This is a genomic window from Candidatus Amarolinea aalborgensis (assembly GCF_900491745.1).
GTDB lineage: Bacteria > Chloroflexota > Anaerolineae > SSC4 > Amarolineaceae > Amarolinea > Amarolinea aalborgensis.
Window position 1 is genome coordinate 1 of sequence record NZ_UETR01000013.1, and the last position, 20,054, is coordinate 20,054.

At 62.1% G+C, this 20,054-nt stretch carries 18 protein-coding genes, 1 tRNA gene and 1 riboswitch; of the genes, 10 read left to right on the forward strand and 9 right to left on the reverse strand.

The features are described from left to right. The 7 genes from ACPQ6D_RS15660 to ACPQ6D_RS15690 all read right to left on the reverse strand — a co-directional run. On the reverse strand, nt 1-578 hold a 578-nt coding region (locus ACPQ6D_RS15660; RefSeq protein ID WP_423225282.1), incomplete at its 3' end, for a PfkB family carbohydrate kinase. 17 nt (nt 579-595) lie between these two features. Then, on the reverse strand, nt 596-1,681 hold the full coding sequence (mtnA, locus tag ACPQ6D_RS15665) for an S-methyl-5-thioribose-1-phosphate isomerase (protein ID WP_423225283.1): 1,086 nt from the start codon (nt 1,679-1,681) through the stop codon (nt 596-598). Between the two features lie 101 nt (nt 1,682-1,782). Further along, nucleotides 1,783-1,895, reverse strand: a riboswitch (SAM riboswitch). Nucleotides 1,896-1,957: 62 nt separating this feature from the next. After that, nucleotides 1,958-2,533 carry a Holliday junction branch migration protein RuvA gene (gene ruvA, locus ACPQ6D_RS15670; RefSeq protein ID WP_423225284.1) on the reverse strand — a complete coding sequence of 192 codons (576 nt, stop codon included), beginning with the start codon at nt 2,531-2,533 and terminating at the stop codon, nt 1,958-1,960. An 80-nt stretch (nt 2,534-2,613) separates the two neighbouring features. Continuing rightward, complete coding sequence (locus tag ACPQ6D_RS15675) at nt 2,614-3,345, reverse strand: response regulator (protein ID WP_423225285.1); 732 nt, start codon at nt 3,343-3,345, stop codon at nt 2,614-2,616. A 22-nt stretch (nt 3,346-3,367) separates the two neighbouring features. Continuing rightward, complete coding sequence (gene ruvC / locus ACPQ6D_RS15680; RefSeq protein WP_423225286.1) at nt 3,368-3,862, reverse strand: crossover junction endodeoxyribonuclease RuvC; 495 nt, start codon at nt 3,860-3,862, stop codon at nt 3,368-3,370. Nucleotides 3,863-3,958: 96 nt separating this feature from the next. Further along, a complete protein-coding gene (locus tag ACPQ6D_RS15685; RefSeq protein WP_423225287.1) occupies nt 3,959-4,711 on the reverse strand; it encodes a YebC/PmpR family DNA-binding transcriptional regulator in 753 nt (250 codons plus the stop codon). A gap of 156 nt (nt 4,712-4,867) precedes the next feature. Next, nucleotides 4,868-6,538 (reverse strand): CTP synthase, encoded by a 1,671-nt coding sequence (locus ACPQ6D_RS15690; protein ID WP_423225288.1) that lies wholly within the window; start codon nt 6,536-6,538, stop codon nt 4,868-4,870. Nucleotides 6,539-6,993: 455 nt separating this feature from the next. Here ACPQ6D_RS15690 and ACPQ6D_RS15695 point away from each other — a divergent pair, with 455 nt between their 5' ends. The 7 genes from ACPQ6D_RS15695 (at nt 6,994) to ACPQ6D_RS15725 (ending at nt 16,113) form a co-directional block, all read left to right on the forward strand. Next, nucleotides 6,994-9,831, forward strand: coding sequence for a helicase C-terminal domain-containing protein (locus tag ACPQ6D_RS15695; RefSeq protein ID WP_423225289.1), 2,838 nt, complete (start codon nt 6,994-6,996; stop codon nt 9,829-9,831). 161 nt (nt 9,832-9,992) lie between these two features. Further along, a tRNA-Thr gene (locus tag ACPQ6D_RS15700) sits at nt 9,993-10,065 on the forward strand. Between the two features lie 71 nt (nt 10,066-10,136). Then, nucleotides 10,137-11,603, forward strand: coding sequence for a lipopolysaccharide biosynthesis protein (locus ACPQ6D_RS15705; RefSeq protein ID WP_423225290.1), 1,467 nt, complete (start codon nt 10,137-10,139; stop codon nt 11,601-11,603). Beyond that, on the forward strand, nt 11,600-12,637 hold the full coding sequence (locus ACPQ6D_RS15710; protein WP_423225291.1) for a glycosyltransferase: 1,038 nt from the start codon (nt 11,600-11,602) through the stop codon (nt 12,635-12,637). Before ACPQ6D_RS15705 ends, ACPQ6D_RS15710 begins: the two co-directional genes overlap by 4 nt. An 8-nt stretch (nt 12,638-12,645) precedes the next feature. Then, on the forward strand, nt 12,646-13,866 hold the full coding sequence (locus ACPQ6D_RS15715) for a glycosyltransferase (RefSeq protein WP_423225292.1): 1,221 nt from the start codon (nt 12,646-12,648) through the stop codon (nt 13,864-13,866). A 1-nt stretch (nt 13,867) separates the two neighbouring features. Then, nucleotides 13,868-14,614: a class I SAM-dependent methyltransferase gene (locus ACPQ6D_RS15720; protein ID WP_423225293.1), complete on the forward strand. Its 747-nt coding sequence runs from the start codon at nt 13,868-13,870 to the stop codon at nt 14,612-14,614. Between the two features lie 29 nt (nt 14,615-14,643). Continuing rightward, entirely contained in the window at nt 14,644-16,113 is a 1,470-nt protein-coding gene (locus ACPQ6D_RS15725; protein ID WP_423225294.1) for a phosphoglucomutase/phosphomannomutase family protein, read from the forward strand. 69 nt (nt 16,114-16,182) lie between these two features. Here the strand turns inward: ACPQ6D_RS15725 and ACPQ6D_RS15730 are convergent, their stop codons facing one another. Beyond that, nucleotides 16,183-16,410 (reverse strand): anti-sigma factor family protein, encoded by a 228-nt coding sequence (locus tag ACPQ6D_RS15730; RefSeq protein ID WP_423225295.1) that lies wholly within the window; start codon nt 16,408-16,410, stop codon nt 16,183-16,185. A gap of 191 nt (nt 16,411-16,601) precedes the next feature. Here ACPQ6D_RS15730 and ACPQ6D_RS15735 point away from each other — a divergent pair, with 191 nt between their 5' ends. After that, nucleotides 16,602-16,856 carry a type II toxin-antitoxin system HicA family toxin gene (locus ACPQ6D_RS15735; protein WP_423225296.1) on the forward strand — a complete coding sequence of 85 codons (255 nt, stop codon included), beginning with the start codon at nt 16,602-16,604 and terminating at the stop codon, nt 16,854-16,856. Continuing rightward, nucleotides 16,853-17,191: a type II toxin-antitoxin system HicB family antitoxin gene (locus tag ACPQ6D_RS15740; RefSeq protein ID WP_423225297.1), complete on the forward strand. Its 339-nt coding sequence runs from the start codon at nt 16,853-16,855 to the stop codon at nt 17,189-17,191. The genes ACPQ6D_RS15735 and ACPQ6D_RS15740 overlap by 4 nt, the downstream gene beginning before the upstream one ends. Nucleotides 17,192-17,253: 62 nt before the next feature. On the opposite strand, the gene murJ is transcribed toward ACPQ6D_RS15740, so the two are convergent. Beyond that, entirely contained in the window at nt 17,254-18,822 is a 1,569-nt protein-coding gene (gene murJ / locus ACPQ6D_RS15745; protein ID WP_423225298.1) for a murein biosynthesis integral membrane protein MurJ, read from the reverse strand. Between the two features lie 498 nt (nt 18,823-19,320). Here murJ and ACPQ6D_RS15750 point away from each other — a divergent pair, with 498 nt between their 5' ends. Further along, nucleotides 19,321-19,995, forward strand: a complete 675-nt coding sequence (locus ACPQ6D_RS15750; RefSeq protein ID WP_423225299.1) for an alpha/beta hydrolase — start codon at nt 19,321-19,323, stop codon at nt 19,993-19,995. Nucleotides 19,996-20,054 lie beyond the last annotated feature (59 nt).

A 20,054-nucleotide genomic window follows, 5' to 3' on the forward strand; every position in this document is an offset into this window, starting at 1 on the left:
TTGCAGGTCAGGATGCGCGCATGGCGGATGCCCGTCAGCAGGTCGGCCCCGGACAGGCGAATGATCTGCTGGCTGGGATCATAAATGAAAGGGATGTTCAGTTCCGCCGCCTCTTGGGCGTACTTGGTCATGGCCGTTGGGTCGTTAGGCGAAATGATGACCAGGTCAACGTCGGCCCGCGGCAGCGCGTGCAGAGAAAGCTCCGCCGCCCGCGCCATGGCGCCCGTGTAGAACGAGGCAATCTGATTCTGCTGCAGATCGGTGTTGACGAAAAAGGAGGCGGTGTAGTCCTGCGGATAGATGGCGATGCCCGTGGTGTCAATGCCCTGGGCTTCGAGCCAGCGCTGATAATCGCCAAAATCCTGGCCTGCGGTGCAGAACAAGTAGGGGTGTGCGCCCAAAAGGCGCAGACTGTAGGCAATGTTGGCGGCACAGCCGCCGCGTTGACGGCGCATCGAGTCCACCAGGAAGCTGACGCTCAACGTATGCAATTGCTCGGGCAGGATATGATCGGTAAAACGCCCGGGGAAAGACATGATGTAGTCATAAGCGAGGGATCCGGTAACAACGACAGCCATGAGCCTTCTCATTCCTCCTACGTGTCGCCGGCCTTGCGCTGGCCCAGCCGGATACGGGCTTCCGCGGCCTGTTTGGCCTGGCGCAGGCTGTTGAGATAAGGCGGATAACAAATGCCCTCTTCGGTGACAATGCCGGTGAGGTAGCGATGGGGAGTCACATCGAACGCGATGTTCAGGACATGGACGTTGGCTGGGGCCACGGCCACACCGCCGATGTGCGTGATCTCATCCGCGTCGCGCTCTTCGATAGGAATATGGTCGCCAGAGGGCAGGTTGAGATCAATCGTCGAGGTGGGAACCACGGAGTAACAGGGAATGCCGTTCTCTTTGGCAAGCACCGCCAGCTTGTAGCTGCCGATTTTGTTTGCCACATCGCCGTTGGCCGCCACCCGATCAGCCCCAAAAAGAACCACGTCCACTTTGCCGGTGCGCATCAAGTGCCCGGCCGCATTGTCGGCAATCAAGGTCATGGGGATGCCGTCTTGCATCAGCTCCCAGGCCGTGAGGCGCGCACCCTGCAGGCGCGGCCGCGTCTCATCTACCCAGACGTGCACCTTCTTGCCCTGTTCCACGGCGGCGCGTACGACGCCGAGTGCGGTGCCGAAGTCCACCGCGGCCAGAGAACCGGTGTTGCAGTGGTGCAGAATGTTGGCGCCGTCCGGGATCACCGCCGCGCCGAATGCGCCCATGCGGCGGTTGATCTCAACATCCTCGTTCGCCAGGCGCTCAGCCTCGGCCAGCAGCGCGCTGCGGATGTCATCGGTGTTGGGTAGAACCAGGTGGTAGGCCAGCTCAAGCAGGCGTTGGGTGGCCCAACTGAGGTTGACGGCCGTGGGACGAGCGGCATCGAGCACAGACTTGGCGGCTTCCAGGTCAATCAGTAGACTGTCGCGTGTCAGCGCAGGGCTTTGAAACGCAGCCAGCGCCATGCCATACGCGCCGGCCGCGCCGATCGCCGGCGCGCCGCGGATGGTCATGTTGCGAATCGTCTCTGCCACGGCTCGATAATCGTCGAATTCGGGCAGCTCCAGGCGCTGCGGCAGCAGGCGCTGGTCAATCATCTGAACGGTGCGGTTTTTGCTATTCCACCAAATCGTGCGCATGACTACTCCGGTCGCTCATCTGACCCTGGGCCGGTGTGGCGGGGCCAAATAAAAAGCGCCCCTGGCAACGGCCAGCAGGCGCAAAAAGATGCGAGAGCCAACTCTCATCTTTCAGGCGAGCGTAGCCTACACTCCCTGCCGGAATTGGCACCAGCGATAATCACAGGTTGCCGGAGGTTCAACGGGCCGGTCCCTTCCCTCCTCTGGATGAGTTTCCAGTTCTGAATTGTTCTTAGCCGGGCGATAGTATCACAGGGCGTCGCTTTTGTCAAACACTTAGCCAGCAAACTGGGCCAGCGCGCGGCGCAGCCGTTCTTCGACGCCGCTGATGTCGCGCGGAATGGCCTGCACGGCGCGCTGTGCTTCGACAATGCTGTAACCCAGCGCGGTCAACGCATCAATTACTTCAGCATCGGCGGCGGTCAGGGCCAGCATTTCATCGGTTGCGGCCACCACACCGATGCGATCCTTGAGCGTCACCACGATCTTCTCGGCGGTTTTCTTGCCCACGCCCGGCACCCGCGCCAGGATGCCAGGCTGCTCTTGGCTGATCGCCAGCCGGATCGCATCAGGCGCCATGGCCGACAGAAGCGTCAACGCGCCTTTTGGCCCAATGCCAGGCACGGTGAGCAGCAGGTTGAACAAGTCATGCGCCTCTTCCGTCGTGAAGCCAAACAGGCTCAGATTGTCTTCACGCACTTGCAGGTGCGTGTGCAAGGTAATCTCGTCAACCGTGCGCGTGCTCATCAGGACATCAGCGGGTACAAACACTCGATATCCAACCCCGCCGACGTCCACGATGATGGAGTCTTTGCTACGCGCGATGACCTGTCCATGCAAACGAGCAATCATCTCTTGGCCTCTTGTCTCTGCTGATTCTTCTGTCGCGCGTGATCCTGGCGGCCCTCATTGGCGCCGCCAGCAAACGCCTGTCAGCCTGGATCAGGCTGCTCGTTGAACTTGTAACCGGCTCCCCGCACCGTCAAAATATGCGTGGGCTTGGACGGATTCACTTCGATCTTCTCACGCAAGCGCCGAATTCCCACTTCCACCAGGTTCGTACCACCCGCCACGTCGTAACCCCACACATCGCGGAACAACTGCTCCTTCGAAGTTGGCTGCCCGGCGCGCGTGATCAGATAGGCCAGCAATTGATATTCGATGGGGGTCAGGTGAACGATGGCGTCCTCGACCGTGACCTGGCGCAGTCGTGTGTCCAGTGTCACGCGACCGATTTGCATGATTTGGACAGGCGGTGTTTGTTCTGTCCATTCGACCCGGCGCAAAACAGCCTGGATGCGCGCGTCCACCTCCTTGAAAGCAAATGGCTTGGTGATATAATCGTCCGCGCCTAACTCAAAACCATGTACAATATCGTCAACGCTGCCCAACGCGGTCAAGATGATAATGGGAGTGTCGGAACGTTTGCGAATCTCCTCGCACATGCGAAAGCCGTCCATGCGCGGCATCATCACATCCAGGATAACCATATCCACCGGGGTTCTTTCGAAGATTTGTAAGGCGTCTACGCCGTCGGCCGCGGTGAACACGGTATGGCCATGGGCCTCCAGGGAAAGTCGAATCAGGTTTCGCAGAGGCGCTTCATCTTCGGCCAACAGAATGCGGCAATGGCGTACAATGTCTGATGCGGCTTTCGTTGCCATTCAACTCTCCTTCTGGCTGGTTCTAGCCACGTTTGAGCAACTGGTTGAAGCGCGCCGAATGATGATGACACACAGCAATCGCAATGGCATCGGCCGCATCGTCTGGTCGCGGTATTTGGTCTAGGTTCAACAGCATACGCACCATTTGCTGCACCTGCGACTTGTCAGCTCGTCCGTAGCCCACCGTGGCCTGCTTCACGGCCTGCGGCTTGTACTCAAATACGGGCATAGCGGCCTCGGCGGCGGCAAGTAAGGCCACACCACGCGCCTGGCCCACGGCAATCGCGGTGGTGACGTTGCGACTGAAGAAAAGCTCTTCAACGGCCATTGCTTCCGGATGGAACTGCGCAATGATGCTAGATAGTTGACGAAAAATCGAGAGCAGACGTTGCGGCATCGGTTGATCAGGCGTCGTTGTGATGGCGCCATACGCCACCAATTCAAGCACATCATCAGGGTTATCCACCAAACCGTAGCCCATGATGGCGGTGCCGGGATCAATTCCGAGGATTAACATGTCACGACCGTGTTATCTGGATGCTCTGTCATCCCGTGGGTCGCCGCGCCGCAGTGACAGCGTCCGTCACGCCAGCGAGGTGACCCACGCAAGAAGCTAAACCGCGTTTTCCATCGCTGCCAGCGCCTCGTCGGTCACTTCCAGGTTGGAGTAGACTTTGGTCACGTCGTCCAATTCTTCCAGGTTCTCCATGAGGTGCATGACTTGCACTGCCTCGACCGGTTCAATGGCAATGGTGGTCTTAGGCACCATGATGAGTTCGGATTCTGTGATGTGCAGTTTCTGCCGAGTCAACGCTTCGCGCACAATCTGCAGATCGCCTGGATTGGTGTAGATTTCTGCTTCGCCGTCTGCAAACTGGATATCGTCGGCGCCGGCTTCGAGGGCGATTTCAAAGAGCTTGTCTTCGCTCTGACCTTGCGTTTCGATGATGATGTGACCACGGGCCTCGAACTGCCAGGCCACAGAACCCGCTTCACCGAGGTTGCCGTTGGCGCGTGTGAACAGGCGCCGGATGTCGCCGATCGTGCGATTGCGGTTATCGGTGACGATCTGCATCAACACGGCGATGCCATGCGGACCATACCCCTCGTACAGAAGCTCCTCCAGCAAGGTGTCCTTGTCAGTGCCTGCCCCGCGTTTGATCGCCCGTTCGATGTTGTCGCGCGGCATGGCGTTGGCCTTGGCTTTGTCTACGGCCAGGCGCAATTTGAAATTGTATTCGGGATCCCCGCCCTCGCGTGCGGCAATGGTGATTTGACGGGCCAGTTTCGTGAACAAAGCGCCGCGCTTTGCGTCGGTTGCGCCTTTTTTGCGCTTGATCGTTGCCCATTTACTGTGACCAGACATAAAAACACTCCTCTGTGTTTCCAGGCCAATTCAACGAGAAGGGTCGCGCCAATTGACCATGATTAGACTAAGATATTATAGCACAGAATTGACGAACTTCGGATTTCCCGCCTGAGAGCCGTCATAGGGTGGGAGTACACGCAGCCTCGTCAGTGATCAGTCCCTCACGTGTTTCACCGCGCCTGACTCTGCGAGCTGCGCCCGGCCGCGCACATGCGCTTCCACCGCGCGGATGAAACCGAGGAAGAGCGGCCGCGGCGCAGTAGGCCTTGACTTGAACTCAGGGTGAAATTGGCTGCCCAACATCCAGGGATGATCTCGCAGCTCCGCGATTTCCACCAGGCGGCCGTCTGGCGACAAGCCGCTGAAGACCAGCCCGGCCTTTTCCAGGATAGCCCGGTAGGCATTGTTGAATTCAAAGCGATGCCGATGGCGCTCCATCACGGTATTGACCTGATAGGCCGCGGCTGCGCGCGTGCCCGCCACCAGGTTGCAGGGATAAATGCCCAGGCGCATGGTGCCGCCCAGCTCTTCCACGGCGCGCTGGTCTGGCATCAAGTCAATGACCGGGACGCGCGTGGTGGGATCGAATTCCACGCTGTTCGGTTCATCGCTGTCGAAGACATGGCGCGCAAATTCGATGCACAACACCTGCATGCCCAGGCACAGGCCCAGGTAGGGCACTTTCTGTTGACGTGCAAAGCGCGCCGCCACGATCTTGCCTTCGATGCCGCGATAGCCAAAGCCGCCCGGCACCACAATGCCGTCCACCGTCTCCAGGAGGTGGGCGCTGCGCCCCTTTTCCAGATCCTCCGAACTGATCCAGGTGATCTCCACGCCGTAGCCGAGCGCCCATGCCGCATGTAGCAGCGCCTCGCGCACGCTCATGTAGGCATCTTCCAACTCGACATACTTGCCGACGACGCCGATCTTGAGCATCGGTTTGTCCTCACGCGCACGCGCCACCAACGCGCGCCATTCTGCCAGGTGGTCGCCATGCTCGGCCGCGGTCGCCACAGCCTGGGAATAACCAAGCCGGCTGAGGACATAATGCGCCAGCCGAGACTGCTCCAATTCCAGGGGCACGGCGTAAACGGTGTCAGCCGTCACCAACGGCACCACCGCTTCAACATCCACATCGCAAAAGAGGGCAATTTTCTCGCGCAGGCTGTCTTCCACGGGATGATCGGAGCGACAGACAATGACATCGGGTTGGATGCCGATGCTGCGCAGTTCGCGCACACTGTGCTGCGTCGGCTTGGTCTTCAGTTCGCCCGAAGCAGCCACATAAGGCATCCAGGTGACATGCAGATACAGCGTTTTGTCGCGCCCCACATCTTTGCGCATCTGGCGGATGGCTTCCAGGAACGGCAGCCCTTCAATATCGCCCACGGTGCCGCCCACTTCAACAATCACAACCTGCGCCTCGCTCGCTTTGGCCACCGCGGCAATGCGGCGCTTGATCTCGTTCGTCACGTGCGGAATCACCTGAATGGTGCCGCCGAGGTAATCGCCCCGCCGCTCGCGTCCGATGACTTCTGCATAAATCTGGCCCGAGGTTACATTGCTGGCGCGGCTCAAATTCTCATCAATGAAGCGTTCATAATGGCCCAGGTCCAGGTCGGTCTCGGCGCCGTCTTCGGTGACAAAAACCTCGCCATGTTGATAGGGCGACATGGTGCCCGGATCCACGTTCAGGTAGGGATCCAGTTTTTGGATTGAAACCGTCACCCCGCGACTCTTCAGCAGCCGTCCCAGCGCGGCCGCGGTGACGCCTTTGCCCAACGAGCTGACAACGCCGCCGGTCACAAAGATGTAGTTGGTCATGCAGGCTCTTCTCCTCTTCGATTCAGCCAGGGTCAGCGTGACGCTGGCCGTTACTGCGATTGCCGTACCTATGCAAACGAAAGAGACACGGGGACTATTCCCCGTGTCTCTTGGCGACGTTGAAAAAATGGGTCGCGGCACCAACCCGCGTCCGTGGCCGCGCCCCCATCGTTTTGCGATGATTTGTTGTACTGAAACCGTTTTGTCGCCTGGTCATGGCGCTCAGTATAGCGCATAACCGTGAGATTTCCAAAGTCCACGCGGATTCAACAGCAGTTCCAGTTTGGACAAATTCGCTGCGTTCTTTGTGATCTCTGTGGTAAAAAAACCGGCCTACCTTGGGAACTGCGGGCAGGCGATCCAGGATTTGGCGCGTTCAGCAATCTCGGTTAGGATAAGCCATTGGTTGTAAGCGGCAACCCACCACGGCGCCAAAAACCTGGAAACGAGCTTTTATGCCTTTTACCTGCGTGGCTCTCGATCTTGAGACGACTGGTCTTGACGCGGAACGCGATGCGATCATTGAGATTGGCTGCGTGAAACTGCAAGATGGTCGCATCAGCGACGAATGGTCAACCCTTGTCAACCCTGGGCGTCCCCTTCCCCTGGGCATCATACAGTTGACGGGTCTCACCGATGCTGATCTGACTTCCGCGCCGCCCCTGGCGTTGGTTGGTCCGGCCCTCCTGCGCTTCGTTGGCAATCTCCCCATTGTCGGCCACAACATCGGCTTCGACCTGGGCTTCCTGGCGCAGTTCGACTTGTTTCGCGCCAACCTGGCCATTGACACCTTTGATCTGGCGACGGTGCTGCTCCCGCGCCAGGATCGCTACAACCTGGCCTCGCTCGCGGCTCGCTTCAACATCACCCTGACCGAAGCCCATCGCGCCCTGGATGACGCCCGCGCCAGCCTGCAGCTCTTTCTCGCGTTGGTTGAGTACGGCAGCCGCCTGCCTGCGCCGCTGCTGAACGAAATGAGCCGCCTGGCGAGCCGCAGCGCCTGGGCGCTGCGGCCCATTTTCCACGAAATGGCTTCCCAGGCCGCGGTCGCGCCGCGGGCCGCGTCGTCCCAGGTGGCGCCGGGCCGGCTGCGTTGGACGGATGCCAGCGGCGATGCACCGCTGCACCCACGTCGCGTGCCCGCAGCGTTGAATATCGAGGCGCTGGCGGCGATGTTGGCGCCCAACGGCCAGCTGGCCTCTGCCTTCGCCGGCTATGAACACCGCCCCCAACAGGTGGACATGCTGCGGGGCGTGGCCCGCGCGTTCAATGAGGCGCACCATCTTTTGGTAGAGGCTGGCACCGGCACCGGCAAGTCTCTGGCCTACCTGCTGCCTGCGGCGCACTACGCAGTGCAGAACGACGCCCGCGTGGTTGTTTCTACGAACACGATCAACCTGCAGGATCAATTGGTGAGCAAGGATATCCCTGCCTTGCAGCCGCTGCTGCCGGCGCCGGCGCGCGTGGCCTTGCTCAAAGGACGCACCAATTACCTCTGCCCGCGGCGCTTCAACTATCTGCGCAGTCGCGGGGAGCTGAGCGAAGATGAAATCCACCTGCTGGTCAAACTGCTCGTCTGGCTGCAGTACACGCAGACGGGTGATCGTGACGAAGTGATGTTTACCAGCCCCGGAGACCAGGCCGCCTGGTCGCGCGTCTGCGCCGAACGTGATTCATGCAGCGCGGCTCAATGTCAGGCGCTGCCTGGCGGCCCCTGCTTCTTCCAGCAGGCGCGCAACCAGGCCGAAAGCGCGCATCTGATCGTGGTCAACCATGCGCTGCTCCTGGCCGACATGGCGGTCGAAAATCGCCTGCTGCCTGCTTATTCCCACCTGATCATAGACGAGGCGCACCACCTTGAGGCTGCCATCACCCAGCAGATGGGTTTCCAGGTGACAGCCGTGTCGTTTCTCACCCTGTTGAATGAACTGTATCCGGCCGGCGGCGGACGTGGGGGCGGTTTGCTCATCGCTGTGCGCGACCAGGTCAGTGGCGTAGCCTTCGGCAATCTCAGCCAGCTGTGGCTGTGGCTGCAGCGCGGCCAGGAGGCAGTCGCCATCTGCCGTCAACGCCTGCCCGATTTCCTACGCACACTGCTGGCTTTTGTGGCGGAACAGTCGCAGGGTAACACCGCCTACGACCAGCGCGTTCGCTTGACTTCGAGCGCCCGCGCGCAACCGCTGTGGGATCGCGTCGAGATTCAATGGGATGACCTGGCGCTCCCCTGGCGCCAACTGCGCGAGCAGATCGAACATCTACGACAGGCGCTGGTCATCCTGGCGCAAGAAAGCCCGGCCGACTTCGACACGCTGGCGGCTGAACTTACCAGCGCCGCCCATCATCTGCGCGAGATAGACGAACAGGTCTCCGCGTTGATTGCACAGCCAGATCAAAATGGCATCTACTGGTTGGAACTGGCCGCCGAAAGCGAGCGCGCCGATGCAGATCCGCTTTTTCGCCTCTCCTTACGCGCGGCGCCGCTGCAGGTGGGCGGGCTGGTCGAGCAGTACTTGTTGCGCGACAAGGCATCGGTCATCATGACCTCAGCCACGCTGCGCACGGCCGGTTCCTTTGACTACCTGGTGGAACGCCTGCACGCCTGGGATGTGCACACCCTGGCTGTCGGCTCACCGTTCGACTACCAGGCGTCCACCCTTCTCTGTCTCCCCACCGACATCCCCGATCCCAATGCGCCTGGCTACCAGGCCGCCGTCGAGCGGGCGATTGTCGAGATTGGCCGCGCCACCAAAGGGCGTATGCTCGTGTTGTTCACCGCCTATAGCCAGCTCAAGCGCACGCGTGATGCCGTAGCGCCTCTGCTGGCGTTGAGCGACATCGTGGTGTTCGAACAGGGCGGCGGTACGTCACGGCGGCAGTTGATGGAGAATTTCAAAAACACCGAACGCGCCGTGCTTCTGGGCACGCGCAGCTTCTGGGAGGGCGTGGACATCATGGGGGAAGCCTTGAGCTGCCTGGTCATCACGCGCTTGCCATTTGCCGTTCCCAACGATCCCATCTTCGCCGCGCGCAGCGAGGCCATCGAAGAGCCGTTTCTCAACTACGCGGTGCCCGATGCTATTCTGCGCTTCAGCCAGGGCTTTGGTCGCCTGATCCGCAGCCAAAGCGACCGCGGCGTTTGCGTCATTCTCGATCGCCGCGTGTTGAGCAAGCAGTATGGGCAGCAGTTTCTCGAATCCCTGCCCACCTGCACCGTAGCCAAAGGCCCCCTTTCGATCCTGCCAGAACAGGCGGCGCGCTGGTTGGAGCCGCCGGCGGGCCGCTCTGCGCGCTGACCAGACGTCTCGCCGGCCCGCATTCGCAGCGCACCCGCAAGTCATTTGGCAAGCGTGCTGACCTTTGGTATAATCGGTTTGTCCGTTGAGACGTTTATCCGCCGCACGATGCCTGGCCTGATCAGGGTCTGCCGGTGTGTGCGGATCAACAGCAGGCCGATGCCATCCTAGCTCAATCGGCAGAGCAAGCGCTTCGTAAGCGCTAGGTTGTCGGTTCGATTCCGACGGATGGCTCTCGAAACGGAGCAGGGTCCACACGGCCCTGCTCTTTTTTGTGCGCAGTTCTGAGTTTGAGGATTTTCTGCATGTCATTTGATCGCAAAATCGCATCGGGCATTTTTTGGGTGTTCATCTCGACGATGGCCTCCCGCGTCCTTTCTTTTTTGTCCAAAATCATCCTGCTCAAGCTGCTCATCCCGGCGGACTTCGGCATTGCCCAGACCGCGTTCCTGGCCCTGGAATCGCTGCAGCTCCTGCGCGAGTTTGGCTTCAGCTCCGCGCTGATCTACCGCAAGCAGGACATTGCCGAAGCCTCTGACGTCACGTTCTGGATCACCAACCTGACCTCGGTCATCTACGCGGCCATTGCCTACTTCGGCGCGCCCTTCATCGCCGTCTTCTTCAAAGACCCGCGCATCACGCCGGTGGTGCAGGTGCTGGCATTTACGTTGCTCATTCGTTCTCCCGGCACCGTCCATTTTGTGCTTCTGGCCAAAGAGCTTGATTTCAAGCGCAAAGTCATACCCGATGTCATTCCTACCGTGGGTTACGGCGCGCTGGCGATTATTCTGGGCGCGCTGGGCTACGGCGTATGGGCGTTGGTGTGGGGCAAAATCCTGGAAGCAGTCTTGGGCGTCATCCTGGTCTGGCTGGTCGTACCCTATCGCCCGGCGTTTCGCTTCAACACGCGCATTGCCCGCGAGATGTTCAACTACGGCATGCACCTGGTGGTCAGCCAGATTCTCATCTTTGCCATTACCAACGTGGATGATGCCTTTGTCGGCCGCGTGGCCGGCATGGCCGCGCTCGGCGTCTACGGCACCGCCTATCTGCTCTCGAACCTCCCCGCCACCCAGATCACCGCGCTGGTCAACCAGGTCATGTTCCCGGCCTTCGCGCGCATGCAGGACGATTTGCCCTACTTCCGGTTGACCTTTTTCCGCACCGTGCGCTACGTTTCGCTGCTGTCGGTGCCGGTCGCGATCTTGACCATGTTCTTTGCCGCGGATTTCATTCATGTGCTTGACCCGGTCAAGTGGGGCGATGCCGTGCTCCCAATCCAGCTGCTGGCGGTCTACGGCCTCTGCCGCTCGGTGGCCGCCAACATGGGCAATGTCTTCAAGGGGGGCGGCAAGCCGCAGTGGCTGACCTACATCGCCATCTGGCGCCTGGCGACCATGCTTATTTTCCTTTACCCCGCAGTTTACTATGGGGGCGCGGTCGGGGTCAGCGCGTTGTCGGCCATCGTGGCCGTGGTAGATTGGTTCATCTCAGCCTGGCTGTGCAACAAGGTGATTGGCGCCTCCCTGCGTATGTATGGCCGCTTGCTGCTGCCCATGCTGGCTTTTGCCATCGTCAGCGCGGCTGTCGCGTTTGGCCTGCGCACGCTCATCTTCGGCGAAGCGACGATCATTTCGCTGCTTTTCAGCGGCGCCGTCGGGGTAGGTCTCTACGCCGGTTTGATCCTGGCGACTGATGCCGAATTACGCGCCCTGTTGCAGCAGGGAATCGCAGAAGCCCTGGGCCTGTGGAGACGTTGGCGCACCGCATGAACGACCGCATCCTTCTCGTGTCGAATGTCCAACTCAACCCCTACGTACGGCTGTTGGCGGATGGTCTGCAAGCTGCGGGGGCCAGCGTGCGCCTGGTCAGCGGCCTTTCCCTGCCCAGCCTGCTGGTCAATCGTCGGCGCGGGCTGGATGTCATTCACCTGCACTGGCTCGAACTGCTATACGCATCGCCTCGCCCCATCGTCAGCGCCTGGCGCCTGGGCATGATCCTGCTGACCCTGGCCGCGGCCCGGGTGTGGGGAATCAAGGTAGTTTACACCGTCCACAACCTGGCGCAGCACGAGCGCCGTACCCCGCGGCTCAACGACTGGGGCAACCGCGCGCTGTTTCGCCTGGCCACTGCGCTGCACGTCCACGATGCCGTCACTGCGCGCGCTTTGGCCCCCTGGGCGTCCAAAGTCTACATCGTTCCGCATGGCACCTACATCGGCGCTTACCCTAACACCACCGATCGCGCCGCCGCGCGCGCCCGGCTGGGGCTGAGCGACGCGGGCGTGGTCTACCTCTTTCTCGGCGGCGTGCGGCCCTACAAAGGGCTGGAACTGCTGCTGGATGCCTTCCGCACAGTGGACGATCCGCAGGCGCGCTTGCTCGTGGCCGGCCATGCCCATCGCCCGGACTACGCCGCCGCCATCGCAGCCCTGGCTGACCGCGACGTACGCGTGCGCTTGCTCTTGCGTCACGCGCCAGATGACGAGCTGCAGTTCTTTTTCCAGGCCAGCGATGCCTGTCTGCTCCCCTACCGGGCCGTGACGACGTCCGGCGCGGCCTTGCTGGCCCTTTCCTTCGGCTGCCCTATCGTGGCGCCGCGCCTGGGGCCTTTTCCCGAACTGGCTGCGGACGGGCGTGGCCTCCTCTTCGAGCCGGACAGCGTAGACGACCTGGCGCGGGCCTTGCGCGTGGTGTGTCAGGTGAACCACGCGGCCGCGCAGGCTGCCTGCCTGGCCTATGCGCAGACGCTGGCCTGGCCCACCCTGGCGCAGGCGCACCTGGCCGCCTACCAGGCGCGGCGGTGAGGGAACCGATGCTCAGCGGTCAAACCTTTGTTTGTTTCGCGCCGGAACGCTGGAGTGGGCTGTGGCGCAACCGCCACCAGCTGTTAACGCGCTTTGCGCGCCACAACCAGGTGCTGTGGGTGGAGCCGCGGCCCTATCTCAGCGACGCCGTGCACGCCCTGCGGACGCGGCGCCTGGGGGAACACACCCTGGCCTGGCCGCAGCCCCAGCACATCCAGGATGGCCTCTTTGTCTACCGCGATCCCCTGTGGCTGCCGTTGAGCGGACGCACGCCGCTGCGCCAACTCACCGCCTGGGGGCGGACGCGCACCCTGCGGGCGGCCGTGCGCCGCCTGGGCGGCGACCAGCCTCCCATCCTGTGGCTGTTTCGGCCTGACCAGGGCGACGTGATCGGCCAATGCGGCGAGCAGATGCTGATCTATCACGCGGTGGATGAATACGCCGCGTACGAGCTGGAATACCAGGCCGATCAGGCCGCCAACCGGCCAGGCCGCGTGCGGGCGCTGGAGCAGGCCATCCTGCGCCGTGCAGACCTGGCGCTGGTCACGTCCGAGCCGCTGCTGGCAAGCAAGCGGGCGTTGCAGCCGAACACGCACCTGGTGCCCAACGGTGTGGATTTTGCCGCCTTTGCCGCGGCGTTGGCGCAGCCGCAGGAACCAGCCGCGCTCGCCAGCGTGCCGCATCCGCGCCTGGGCTTCGTCGGCGCGATCAACGAGAAGGTGGATCTGCGCCTGCTCAGCGCGCTGGCGGCCGCGAACCGCGCCTGGCAGATCGTGCTCGTCGGCCCGGTCACGCTGCGTTACAACCTGGATGACCTGGCCGCCCTGCGCAGCCAGCCCAACGTGCATTTCATCGGCGCGCTGCCGGTGACCCAGGTGCCGCACGCCATCGCCGCGTGTGACCTGTGTCTCATGCCGTACAAGATCAACGCCTGGACGCACCACATCAGCCCCCTGAAGCTGTACGAATACCTGGCTGTTGGCCGGCCCATCGTCAGCGCCGCCATCCCCGCGGTGACAGAGAGCCGCGAATTAGCGCCGCTGGTCAGCGTGGCGCATGATGCGGCCGAGATGAGCGCCTTCATTCGGTTGGCGCTGAGCCGCGGCGACGATCAGGCTGCCGTCGCGGCCCGGCGTGCGTTTGCCGCGCAGCAGACCTGGGACGCGCGCGTCGAGCGTATTGCCGAACTAATCGGCGACATGCTGCGGGCCAAGAAGGGATCAAGATAACATGCTCACCTGGCAAGAACAGCACGACATTGAGCAGACCGTCTATCCGGCGTACACCGAGCGCGCCTACGGCGAAATGCGCCAGCGGCTGGCCGCGGCCTTGACCCCGGGCGCGGCCGTGCTCGACGCCGGCAGCGGGCCGGGCACCTGGCTTTTGCGCCGGCACCTGGCTGACATTGAGGTGACCGGCCTCGACCTCTTTCGCCCCGATCCGCTGCCCGCAGGCCAGTACGCCATCGGCTCTCTGGACGCCATTCCCTACGCCGCGGCGCATTTCGACGTTGTCCTTTGCTACGACGTGGTGGAGCACCTGGCGCGGCCGGCGCGCACGTTTGCCGAATTCTGGCGCGTGCTCAAGCCCGGCGGCCTGTGCGTGGTCAAAACGCCTAATCTCTTCGGCCCTTCCACCCTGGCTGCGGCCGTTCTGCCGCATGCCGCCCATGTCGCCGTGCATCGCGGCCTGGGCACGCGTGCAGGCAGCGTCTTTCCCACCCTGTTCCGCTGCAACACGCGCGCACAGCTAGGCGCCGCGTTCGCCGCCAGCGGATTCGAGACCGAGGCGCTCTACACCGTGGATGAGACGGCCGGCTATTTTGCCTTTGTGCCCTGGAGTTACGCGTTGGCTCTACGCTACAGTCGTTTGCTGGCGCGCCCGGCCCTGGCCGCGCTGCGCAGCGGCCTCATCGGATTTTTCCGCAAACCGCCTTTGGCGCCCGCGGCCAACCGTGGTACAATGCCCAAACCCTGACGTGAGGGGAGAGGATCCCCGGAGGAAGTATGGATATCCATTTTGGAACCGATGGCTGGCGCGCCGTCATCAGCGACACCTTTACCTTTGCCAACGTGCGCCTGGTGGCGCAGGCGATGGCTGATGTCGTCCGCCAACAGTATCCCGATGTCGCCCCGCTGCGCATGGTGGTCGGTTTTGACACCCGTTTCTTGTCCGATCGGTATGCACGCGAGGTGGCCTGCGTCCTGGCCGCCAACGGCATCCAGGTTGACCTGGCCCGCGCGGACACGCCCACGCCGGTGATTTCACATGCCATCGTCCTGCACCAGGCGCAGGGCGGCGTCATGATTACGGCCAGTCACAATCCGCCCCGCTACAACGGCATCAAGTTCAAGGCCGCGTATGGCGGCTCCGCCTCCCCGGCGGACTGCAAACTGGTGGAAGCGCGCCTGCAGCAGAATGAGCAGGAAGGCCGCCAGCCGTTGATCCTGGATTTCGATGACGCGCAGGCCCAGGGCTTGATCCAGCGCTTCGACCCACGGCCCGCGTATCGCGATCACCTGGCGACGCTGGTGGATTTCGAGACGATTCGCCGCGGCAAGCTGCGTGTGGTGGTGGATGCCATGTACGGCGCCGGCCGCGCCTACCTGGCTGAATTCTTGCGCGATGCCGGCGCGGAGGTCGTGGAGCTGCGCGGCGAAATGAACCCCGGCTTCAATGGCATTCATCCTGAGCCGATCGAGCGTTACCTGCAGCCGCTGGCCGACGCGCTGCGCAGCGGCGACTGGCGCCTAGGCCTCGCGACCGATGGCGACGCCGATCGCATCGGCGCCATGGCGCCCGACGGCCGTTTCATTGATCCGCACGTCATCATGTCGCTCAGTCTGCGCTACCTGCTGCAGCAGCGCCAGCAGCGCGGCATGGTCGTCAAGACGGTGTCAACGACCCAGATGCTGAACCGGCTGGCGGCCAGCTATGGCCTGGAAATTCGGGAGACGCCGGTTGGCTTCAATCACATCAGCGACTTGATGATGAACCACGATGTGCTCATCGGCGGCGAGGAGTCTGGCGGCATCAGCATCAAGGGGCACATTCCTGAAGGCGATGGCGTGTTGATGGGCATGCTGCTGGCCGAAATGGTGGCCGCGCATGGCAGCGACTTTCAGGCCCTGCTGGCCGATCTGGTGCGTGAAGTCGGCGCGTTCTACTACGCGCGCAATGACTTTCAGTTGAGGGCCGTCAACGGCCGTCCGCCGTACACCAAGAGCGAGCTAGTGCAGCGGTTGACCCAATCTCCGCCTACGACCTTGGCCGGGATGGTGGTATCCCAGGTCTTGACCAACGACGGCGTCAAATACATGCTGCAGGATGACAGTTGGCTGCTCATTCGCCCGTCCGGCACCGAGCCGGTGCTGCGCATGTACGCCGAGGCGCACAGCGCAACGATGGTGGAATCGCTGCTGCGCGCCGGGGAGACCCTCGTCCCACCGCCAGGAGAACGGAACGGCAGTCACTGAGTGCGCTGGATCCCAGGCGAACCATCCTGAACAGCAAAGGCCGTGTCTGAATGACACGGCCTTTGCTGTTCAGGCATCTCTGCTGGCCTCTTGACGCAGGCGCGCCATGAGCCGTTCACGAAATCCACGCGGGGGCGGGGTGGCATAGCCGGTTGACAGGGCGTGGCGCGTCCAGGCCAGGCTGGACCGGCAGCGCAGACAGGCCGTCAGGTGGTCATGGATGAGCTTAAGCTCCTCGCGCGTGGCCAGGTTGTCAAGGAAGGTCGCGTACAGAGATTCCAGTTGCTCGCAGGTCACCAGCAGCCTCTTTTGGTCTTTTCATTTCTCACAGTGTCAGTCGAACGATGGGGCGCCTCATCTGTCTGTGGATGTAGACGACGAAATGGTAGGATTGTCACAAAAGGTGTTCTAATCATCCACAACGTAGGTTGCTGCACCGATTCTCGGGTTGAACTTGACGCAGTATCACGATATGGTACCATATAGTCGTGAAGCACAAGCATCAAAAGACACTGGAACTGATATTTGCCCGACCAACGAGCGGTAATATCAACTGGGCGGATATCGAAGCTCTGTTTGCCGAGCTTGGCGCGGACATCAGCGAGCGCGAGGGTTCGCGTGTAGGTGTCCGTTTGTTTGGAGAAAGACGAGTTTTTCACCGGCCGCATCCTTCTCCCAATACTGATAAAGGGGCGATTGCAAGCATTCGGAAATGGTTGAAAGAAAACGGAGTCGAACCATGATGAATATAGTAGAAATCAATGGTTACCGGGCCGTTGTTCAATATGACCCAGATATTGATATGTTTCGCGGCGAATTCATTGGTCTTAATGGCGGGGCTGATTTTTACGCCAAAGACATTGATGGTCTACGTAAAGAAGGCGAAATCTCGCTAAAAGTATTCCTTGAGATGTGTCAGGAGGACGGCGTTGAGCCACGGAAAGCGTATTCCGGCAAATTCAACCTTCGTGTTTCACCCACATTGCATGCAGAGATTACGGCGAGAGCGTTGGCAGAAGGCAAAAGCCTCAATCAATGGGTGGCGGATGTATTGGATGAATCGTTGCATGTTCATTGACCAATAGTCCGATCTCATAACTATGTTCTCGAATGTTCTCGATGAAATCCCAATTCCATTGCTTAATCTCCCCGGGCATCGCGGCTCATCGAGCCGGCGCCCTGCCGTGCGCGTAACTTGAGCAGCAGCACCGTGCCGAGGATCAACGTTTCGACGGTGGAGGTCAGGGCAAAGGCGAGCGGGATGATCTGCACACCCACGTGTGCGACGAAGAGGCCCAGGATGACGCCGCGTCCGAGCAGCTGCAGGGTGTTGGTGGTGAGCGAGGTGCGCGTGTCGCGCAGGGCGATGAGGCCGCGCGTGATAACCTCGGTGGCGACGTAGGACGGCAGGGCAATGGCATAGATCACCAACACGCTGTAGGTGACATCGCCGGCCGCGGCCGTGAACTCCCCGCGCTCGAAGAGGAGGCGAATCACAAGGCGTCCCAGCCAGATCAGGAGCAGGAGCGCGGGCAGCGCCAGGGCGACGGCCGCGCCCAGGGAGCGCAGCAACGTGGCGCGCATCTCACGCCAGGCTGCGGCTTCGGCATGAGCCGCCAGGCGCGGGAAGGCTGCCTGTCCTACCGCCTGCCCTAGCAGCGCGATCGGCAGACCGACCAACAGCCAGGCGTTATAGATCGCGGCCAGCGCCGCGGCATTGGCCGCCTGCGTCGCAAACGCGGTGTCCAGGATGAAGCCGGCGTAGTTGACACTGACCGACAGGCCGTTGGGAATCAACAGGCGCGCCAGCTCGCGCAGGCGCGCATCAGCGAAATTCCACGTCGGGCGCAGGCTGGCGGCGGACCCGCGCAAGCCAGGCCACAGAATGATCGTCTGCAGCACCGCGCCCGCGACGACGCCCATGGTCGGCCCCAAAATACCAAGCCCCGGCACGAAGCGCGCGGCGAGGATGCCAACGATCAGGGTGACGTTGTGGCTGACGACCGACAGCGCGGTTAGCAGGAACTGATTGCGGCTGTTGAGCACCGCCGTGGCGACGGCGCTTAGCGTCAGGATGACCGGCTGCAGGAGCATGATGCGCGTCAGGCTGATGGCGAGGCGGCTCGTTTCAGCATCGAAGCCGGGCGCCAGCACGCTGCGCACAAACGCCGGGGCAAAAATCTCGCCGGCCAGGACGATAAGCGCAAAAAAGGACATCAGCGCGGTCAACACCAGGTTGATGAAACGGCCGCCAGATGCAGGACCGTCCTCGCGCACCGTGTTGAGCAGCACCGGAATCATGGCGCTGGAGAGCGCGCCGCCGGCAATCAGGCTGAACAGGGTGTCGGGCAGGCGGAAGGCTGCGTAATAGGCGTTGGCCTCCAGGCTGACGCCAAATTGCGCGTTGAACATCACCTGCCGGATGGCGCCGAGCATGGCCGAGAAGAAGAAAGAAGCCATGAGGATGAAGCTGGCTTCGGCAATGGAAAACTCGCGTGTCAGCAGCCCCCGCAGTTGCAGCCGCGGCAAACGCGGCAGCACCACCTGCCCACGCGGGGCTGCAGCTGGCGCAGTGCGCAATGGCTCCAGCACGTCGGACGCCATCACGGTCCCCATCCAGGCGCTTTCCGCCAGCGCGGCCGGGCCGCCGAGCATCAGTTGCGTCTCTTGACGACGGCCGCGCGGCAACGCGGCAGCAGAAGCGGTCATGCGGTTACCTCCTCAACGTAGATCACATCCTTACGTGCCTCCATGATCGCACGGATAGTTGTTCACTCGCCAGTCCAAATGTTGCTCAGTTGACGCTGCATTTCGGGTGCATTTCAAGTTGCGGGCGTAGCCCCGGAGGGGCTTGCACCTCGTAGCCGGATGGCCTTTGGCCTCCGGCGGGGTTGGTGGCCGCATGGCCGGCGCGCAACCAACCCCGCCCGACCGTGAACGGATCGGGCTACGAGGTGGAAGGCCCTATCGGGCCTGACAGCCCGGGAGGGGCTTGCATCTCATAGCCGGCGCATTTCAGTTTCACAGCGTAGCCCATGAAGGTTGGGCTTGGCACTGGTTGCAGCGATTTCAATCGCCCGACCCACCCCCAGTTTGAAATGCACCCTGCATTTCATGCCCGTTCGCCAATGCTGGCCGCTGTGCTATACTGTGCGCTGACGGAAAATGCGCCGCACGAGTTCGGCGCTGCAGGATAGGACGATGACGATGAGCGGAGAACGTGAGACGCAGTTAGTGCTGGCAGCCGATGCGGGTGATCTGACCCACCGCGTGGCGCGGCCGGCCGGGCCTGGCCCTCATCCCACGGCGCTGATGCTGCACGGCCGCAGCGGTGATGAAAATGTGATGTGGGTCTTTGCCCGCGCGCTGCCCGCGGACTGGCTGATCGTCGCGCCGCGCGCCATCCAGCCGGACCCGGCCGGGGGCTTTGCCTGGCACCCGCGCAAGCCGGATGAGTGGCCGCCGCTGTCGTTCTTTAGCGAGGCGGCCAGCGCCATCGTGCGTTTTGTCCACACCTTGCCAGGGCGTTACGGGGCCGATGTCACGCGTCTATTTGTGATGGGATTCAGCCAGGGGGCCGCGGCGGCGTTTGCCGTGGCTCTGCGTCACCCGGGCCTGGTGCACGGCATCGCCGCGCTCGTGGGATTCATGCCGGGCGGCGTGGCGGATGAGCTGTCCGCGCCGTTGGCCGGTCTGCCGGTGTTCATGGCGGTTGGGCGCCGCGATCCGCTCATTCCGTTGACCCAGGCGCACGCGTGCGCGGCCATCCTGCGCACGCTGGGCGCGGAATTGGCCTACCATGAGTATGACAGCGGCCACAAGCTGGACGCGCGTGGCATGCGCGATTTGCAGGCTTGGTGGCGCGATCGCGCCGGTTCGTAGCAGACGCAACCGGGCCGGCTGTTCACCGTCCTGGAGCCAGCCCGGCTGCGTCTGTGTGT